This is a genomic window from Streptomyces sp. NPDC101234, assembly GCF_044767525.1.
Lineage (GTDB): Bacteria > Actinomycetota > Actinomycetes > Streptomycetales > Streptomycetaceae > Streptomyces > Streptomyces sasae.
On sequence record NZ_JBIWOA010000096.1, the window covers coordinates 1 to 7,481 of the forward strand.

A 7,481-nucleotide genomic window follows, 5' to 3' on the forward strand; every position below is an offset into this window, starting at 1 on the left:
GCAGCAGCCAGCGCCTGACGGATCACCCGCTGCTGGGACGGACCGTTCGGAGCCGTCAGACCATTCGACGCACCGTCCTGGTTCACCGCACTCGAACGCATCACCGCAAGAATCTGGTGGCCGTTGCGCACGGCGTCGGACTGACGCTCCATCACCAGCACGCCGACACCCTCGGACCAACCCGTCCCGTCAGCCCCATCCGCGAACGACCGGCACCGGCCGTCCGGCGACAGACCACCCTGAGTGGTGAACCAGACGAACGCGTCGGGCGTCGCCATGACGGTGACGCCACCGGCCAACGCCAGCGTGCACTCCCCCGCCCGCAGCGCCTGCGCAGCCAGATGCATCGCCACCAACGACGACGAACACGCCGTGTCCACACTCACCGCGGGACCCTCCAGCCCCAGCGAGTACGCCACCCGACCCGAGATCACACTGGCCGCGCCACCCGTGATCTGGTGACCCTGCAACTGCTCCCCACCACGCGCGACAAGATCGGCATACCCCGAGGAGTAAACACCGGCGAACACACCGGTCGAACTGCCCGCCAAGGACAACGGATCGATTCCCGCCCGTTCCAACGCCTCCCACGACACCTCCAGCAACAAACGCTGCTGAGGATCGGTGGCACTCGCCTCACGCGGCGAGATACGGAAGAACGCCGCATCGAAATCAGCGACACCGTCGACAAAACCACCCTGACCGGTCGCCGAGGACCCGGAACCGATGCCCCCGGATCCCAGCAGCGCATCCAGATCCCAACCACGGTCAACCGGGAACGACGTGATCCCGTCCGCCCCGGCCGTCACCAGGTCCCACAGCCCGTCCGGACCCGTGACACCACCCGGATAACGGCAAGCCATCCCGACCAGAACGATCGGATCGTCGGCCACCGGAACCGGCGGCAGCACCGCCGGGACCACGGCGGAGGCGGCGACCGGGGACACCTCGCCGAGCTCCTCCGCCAGATAGCCGGCCACGCGGGCCACGGTCGGGTAGTCGAAGACGAGGGTGGCGGGCATGCTGAGCCCGGTCCGGGTGCGCAGCGTGTTGCGCAGGTCGACGGCGGTCAGCGAGTCGAAGCCCAGGTCGCTGAACGGCTGGTCGTCGGCCAGTTGCGCCGCGGAGGCATAGCCGAGCACCGCCGCGGCTGACTCCCGTACCAGGTCGATCAGGGCCTGCTGCCGCTCGGCGGCGGACAGGCCGGCGAACCGCTGACCAAGACCGTCGCGACCGCCGTCGGCCTGGGTGGCGGCGCGGCGCGACGATCCCCCGGTCAGCGCGCGCCACACAGCCGGAAGGTTCGCCCGGGAGCGCAGCGCCTGGATGTTCAGCCGGGTCAGGGCCACCTCGGGGACGCCGGCGCTCAGCGCCCGGTCGAACAGGACCATGGCTTGCGGCGCGGACAGGCCGCGGTCGGTTTCCCAGTCTCCCCACGCCAGCGCGAGGCCCGGCAGCCCGTCGTGGTGCCGCTGGTGCATCAGGGCGGCGAGGAAGGCGTCGCCCGGGCGGTTCTCGTCGCCCACGATCCCCGCCAGGGACGAGAAGACCACGAACAGCGACAGGTCGAAGGCGCGTGTGAGGTCGTGCAGGTGCCAGGCGGCGTCGATCTGCCCGGGTCCGTCGACCCGGGCGGCGTGGACCACTCCACCGACCGGGTGCGCGGTCAGCATCTCGGTCAGGGACTGGTGGTCGTTCAGGTCACAGGCCACCAGCTCGACTGCGGCGCCCGCCTGGGACAGTTCCGCGGCGAGCTCCGCGGCGCCCGGCGCGTCGGACCCGCGCCGACTGAGCAGCACGAGATCTCGTACGCCATGGGCAGCCACGAGGTGGCGTGCCACGACCGCGCCCAAGGTTCCCGTGCCGCCCGTGACGAGGACACGGGAGGGAACCGTTTCCGGCTCGGTCGAGGGGCTGAGCCGGACCAGCCGGGCGGCCCGCAAGGCCCCGTCCCGCAAGGCCAGTTGCGGCTCGTCGGCGCCCAGCACCTGGCTCAGCACCGCATCGTCCACCTCGGCGTCGGTGTCGAGCAGCACGATCCGGCCCGGGTCCGCCGTCTGCATCCCGCGAACCACGCCCCACACCGCCGCAGCGGCCAGGTCCGTCACCGGCTCGCCGGGCTCGACGGCCACCGCGCCCCGGGTGACCACGACCAGCGGCCCCGTGGTCTCGTCCAGCTTCCGTACCACCCGGGCGGTCAGCTCGTGCGCGGACGTCACCACAGCGCCGGAATCACCGGAAACCGGCACCACCACGGCTGCACGGGCGTCGGCGGTTCCGGCGGGGATGCTGACCCACTGCAGGCTCAGCAGGGTGCCGTCGCCCGCGCCGGCGACGATGCTGTCGGCCGCCAGCGGGCGTACGCTCAGCGAGCCGATCGACAGCACCGGCAGCCCGCTGTCGTCGGCGATCGCGATGGCCACCTGGTCCGGCCCGGTCCGCGTCAGCGCCACCCGCACCCGGGACGCGCCGGTCGCCCGCAGCACCACGTCGACGAAGCTGAACTGCAGCCCCGCCAGCCCGGTCAGCGCCGTGGACTGCAGCGCCGCGTCCAGCAGCGCGGGATGGATCCCGAACGACTCGGCCAGGCCCCGTCCCGCCTCGGGCAGCTCGACCTCGGCGAGGATCCGGTCGCCGTCCCGCCAGGCCCGGGTCAGACCCTGGAACAGCGGCCCGTACGCGAACCCGCCCGTACCCAGCTCGGCGTAGAACTCACGGGTGTCCAACTCGGTGGCGCCGGGGCCGGGCCACGCCTGGCTCAGCGCAGTGAACTCCTGCCCGGCCGGGCCTGCGTTCGCGCTGAGCACGCCGGTGGCATGGCGGGTCCATTCGTCCTGCCCGCCCGGCCGGGCGTACACGGCGACGCTGCGCCTCCCCGCCGCGGCCTCGCCGACGACGACCTGCAGCTGTACGTCGCCCTGGGCGGGCAGCATCAGCGGCGCCTCGAGGACCAGCTCGTCGACCCGGTCGCACTGCACGCTGTCGCCGGCGCGGACGGCCAGCTCGACGTAGCCCGTGCCGGGGAACACCACGGCGCCCCGGATCGCGTAGTCGGCCAGCCACGGGTGGGTCCGCAGCGACAGGCGGCTGGTGAACACCACGCCACCGGTCTCCGGCAGCGTCAGCATCGCACCCAGCAGCGGGTGCTCCGCGGCGCTGAGGCCGGCCGCGCTGACGTCGGCGGGACCAGCGGCCGCCTGGGGCCAGAAGCGCTGGTGCTGGAAGGCGTAGGTCGGGAGGGGAACGCGACGCCCGGTGACCAGGCGCTTCCAGTCGATGTTCACGCCGTACGCGTGTGCCTGGGCAACCGATTCCAGCAGCCGCCGCAGATCGCCCTCGCCGCGTCGCAGCGTCCCGATCGCCGGGGTGATGTCCTGCACCGCGGGGAGCAGGACCGGATGCGGGCTGACTTCGATGATCACGCCGGGCTCGGCGGCTGTCAGTGCCTGTTCGAACAACACTGTGTTCCGGAGGTTCCGGAACCAGTACCCGGCGTCCCAGCCCGCGGTGTCCATCAGTTCACCGGTCACCGACGAGATGACCGGCACCTCGGATGTTTGCGGGGTGACAGGAGCCAGGTCCGTCAGCAGCCGGTCCCGGATCTGTTCCACGAGCACGGAATGCGAGGCGTAGTCCACCGCGATTCGTCGTGCCCTGACGCCTTGCTCCTCGCAGTACGCCTGCAGCGAGTCCAGGGCGTCGGCCTCGCCCGAGACGACCACGGATGCCGGGCCGTTGATCGCGGCCAGCGACACCCCGGGCCGGTCCGCGATCAAGTCCCGCGCCGCCGCAGCCGGCACCGGCAACGCCATCATGCCGCCACCGGTCAGATGCTCCGCGATCGCCTTGCTGCGCAACGCCACCACCCGCGCACCATCGGACAACGACAACACGCCCGCCACACACGCCGCTGCGATCTCGCCCTGCGAATGACCCACCACCGCAGCCGGTTCCACCCCGTACGAGCGCCAGACCGCGGCCAGCGACACCATCACCGCCCACAGCGCGGGCTGCACGACATCCACCCGCTGCAACGCAGCCTCGTCACCGAGCACATCGGCCAGCGACCAGTCCACGAACGGTTCCAGCGCCTCCGCACACGCACGCATCGACGACGCGAACACAGGCGAGGACTCGATCAGCTCCTGAGCCATGCCCACCCACTGCGCACCCTGACCCGGGAACACGAACACGACCCGGCCGCCGGTCCGGGTGCCGCGCACCACTCCGGGCGCGGGACGGCCGACGGCGAGGGCGCGCAGTCCGGCCCTCAGCTCGTCCTGGTCCGCGCCCACCACCACGGCCCGCTGGTCGAAGGCTTCCCGGGCCGCGATCAGCGACCAGGCCACGTCCGCCGGGTGCAGCGAGGGAACCGATTCCAGGTGTTCCAGGAGACGCGCCGCTTGCGCCTGCACCGCCTCGCCGGTCTTCCCGGACAGGGCCCATGGCAGCGGGCCGTCAGTGGCGGGTTCCGTCGGAGGACCGGCGTCGATGCGAGCCGGGGCTTCGAGGATGACATGCGCGTTGGTACCGCTGACACCGAACGCGGAGACGCCGGCCCGGCGCGGACGGCCGGTCTCCGGCCAGGGCATCGCGCCGGTCAGCAGCCGGACATTCCCCTCGGACCAGTCCACCTGAGAGGTCGGCACGTCCACGTGCAGGGTCTTGGGGAGCATGCCGTGGCGCAGCGCCATGACCATCTTGATGACGCCGGCCACACCCGCCGCGGCCTGAGCGTGGCCGATGTTCGACTTCAAAGACCCCAACCACAACGGCCGGTCACCGGGCCGGTCCTGACCGTACGTGGCCAGCAGCGCCTGCGCCTCGATCGGATCACCCAGCCTGGTACCCGTACCGTGGGCCTCCACCGCATCCACATCCGCGGGCGACAGACCCGCAGCAGCCAGCGCCTGACGGATCAGGCGCTGCTGGGACGGACCGTTGGGCGCGGTCAGACCGTTCGACGCACCGTCCTGGTTCACCGCACTCGACCGCATCACCGCGAGCACCTCGTGACCGTTGCGCTCGGCGTCGGACAGACGCTCCAACACGACGACGCCGACGCCCTCGGACCAGCCGGTGCCGTCGGCCGCCTCGGCGAAGGACTTGCAGCGGCCGTCCCCGGCGAGGCCACCCTGAGCGGTGAAGCCCACGAAGGCGTCCGGGGTGGACATGACCATCACACCGCCGGCGAGGGCCAGCGAGCACTCCCCGGATCGCAGGGCCTGGGCGGCCAGGTGCATCGCCACGAGCGACGAGGAGCAGGCGGTGTCCACGCTGACCGCGGGACCCTCCAGGCCCAGCGCGTACGCCACCCGGCCGGAGATGACGCTGCCGGCGCCCCCGGTGATGAGGTGGCCCTCCAGCTCCTGCTCGCCTGAGCGGGCGGCGAATTCGCCGTACCCGTTCTGGTAGGCACCGACGAAGACGCCCGTGGGGCTGCCGACCAGGGTCGAGGGAGCAATTCCGGACTGTTCCAGCGCCTCCCAGGAAACCTCGAGCAACAGCCGCTGCTGCGGGTCGGTGGCCAGCGCCTCGCGGGGCGAGATGCGGAAGAACCCGGCGTCGAAGCCGGCCACCTCGTCGAGGAAGCCACCCTGTCCCGTCGCGATGGTTCCCGAACCGGGCCCGGCGGTACCCAGCAGCTCATCGAAGTTCCAGCCCCGGTCGACGGGAAAGCCGGTGATGCTGTCCGTCCCCTCGGCGACCAGGCGCCAGAGGCCCTCCGGGTCCTGGACGCCTCCCGGGTAGCGGCAGGCCATGCCGACCAGCACGATCGGGTCGTCGGTGAGTGCGGCGGAGACCGGTACCACTGGCGTGACTGCGGCTTCCGGCTCGCCGAAGTGGGTGGACAGACGGGCGGCCAGCCGGGTGACGGTCGGATAGTCGAACGCGGCACTGGCCGGCAGGCTCGCCCCCGTTCGCGCCAGGAGTGCGTTGCGCAGCTCGACCGCGGTCAGCGAGTCGAGGCCCTGTTCCCTGAACGGCTGGTCCACATCGACCTGCGCGCTGGACGAGTGACCGAGCACCGAGGCCGCCGCCGCGCGAACCAGATCGACGAGTACCTGTTCCCGCTTGGCTGAGGGCAGGGCAGCGAGGTGGCGGCCCGGCTCACCCGTACCCGTGGAACCGGTTCCCGTCAGGGCGGCCGTCACCTCGGGCAGGTCGGAAAGCAGGGCGCTCGGCCGGGCGGCGGTGAAGACCGGGGCGAACCGCGCCCAGTCCATGTCCGTGACCACGAGCGTGGTCTCGTCGTCGTGCAGGATCCGCTGCAGCGCGCTGAGAGCCGGCTCGGGCCGCATGGGGATCACGCCCAGCAGGTCGAGGTTCTCCCGCTCCGCCTCGGCCAGGCCGATCAGCATGCCGGCCTCGTCCCACGAGCCCCACGCCACCGAGGTGGCCGTGCGGCCCTGCGCCCGGCGGTGAGCGGCCAGCGCGTCCAAGTAGGCGTTGCCAGCCGCGTACGGACCCTGGCCGCCGCTGCCCCAGGCCGCCGCGCCGGAGGAGAACAGGACGAACGCGTCGAGGTCGAGGCCGCTGGTCAGCTCGTCGAGGTTCCGGGCGCCATCGACCTTGACTCGCACCTGGTGCTGCACCTGCTCCGCGGTGGTCGCGGCGAGCGGAGTGACATCGCTCATGACGCCGGCGGCGTGCACGACCGTACGCAGGGGCCATTCCCCGGGAATCTCGCTGAGGATCCGGGCCAGGGCGTCGCGGTCCGCGACGTCACAGGCTGCCACAGTGACCCGGGCACCGGCCGCCTCTAGCTCCAGGCGCAGCATGTCGGCGCCTTCCGCGTCCGGCCCGCGCCGGCTCGCCAGGACAATATGCTCGGCCCCGCGCTCGACTGCCCACCGCGCGACGTGCGCCCCCAGGCCACCCGTACCGCCGGTGATGAGGACGGTTCCGGACGTGGTCCACAGCGCCGGACCGCTCGCGACCGGAGCGTGCCTCAACCGGCGCCCGAACACTCCGGCCGGGCGGACGGCGATCTGGTCCTCACCCGAGCCGTTCGACAGTACGGCGCCCAGCGCGCGGGCACCGCGGACGTCGAGAACCGCGGGCAGGTCGATCAGACCGCCCCAGCGGGCGGGCTGTTCCAGAGCGGCGACCCGTCCCAGTCCCCAGACTGCGGCCTGATCGGGATCGGTAACCGGATCGTGAGCGCCGGTCGACACCGCTCCCCGGGTCAGCACCCACAGCGGGATCCCTTGATCCGGCAGCGTTTGCAGCAGGTCGATGACGGCGGTGAGGCCTGCTTCCGTGCTGTCTTCCAGGAGGACTTCCAGAGAGACGATGCCGTCGACTGCGCGCAGTCCGGGGATGTCGCCGTGTTCCACCACGGTGACATCGGTTCCCAGCACACCGGTCACGGTGTCGACGAACGCGTCGTCGCTCCTTCCCGCCGGGACGACCACGGCCCAACGGCCGCCCCTGGCTCCGGACGACCTGATGCTCAGCGGCTTCCAGGCTTCCCGGTA

The 7,481-nt window shown here is 71.9% G+C and carries 1 protein-coding gene; it reads right to left on the bottom strand.

The genetic code is table 11. The features are described from left to right. The coding region (locus ACIRR9_RS55710; protein ID WP_403769703.1) for an SDR family NAD(P)-dependent oxidoreductase at nt 1–7,364 on the bottom strand (7,364 nt) is incomplete at its 3' end. Between the last annotated feature and the right edge of the window lie 117 nt (nt 7,365–7,481).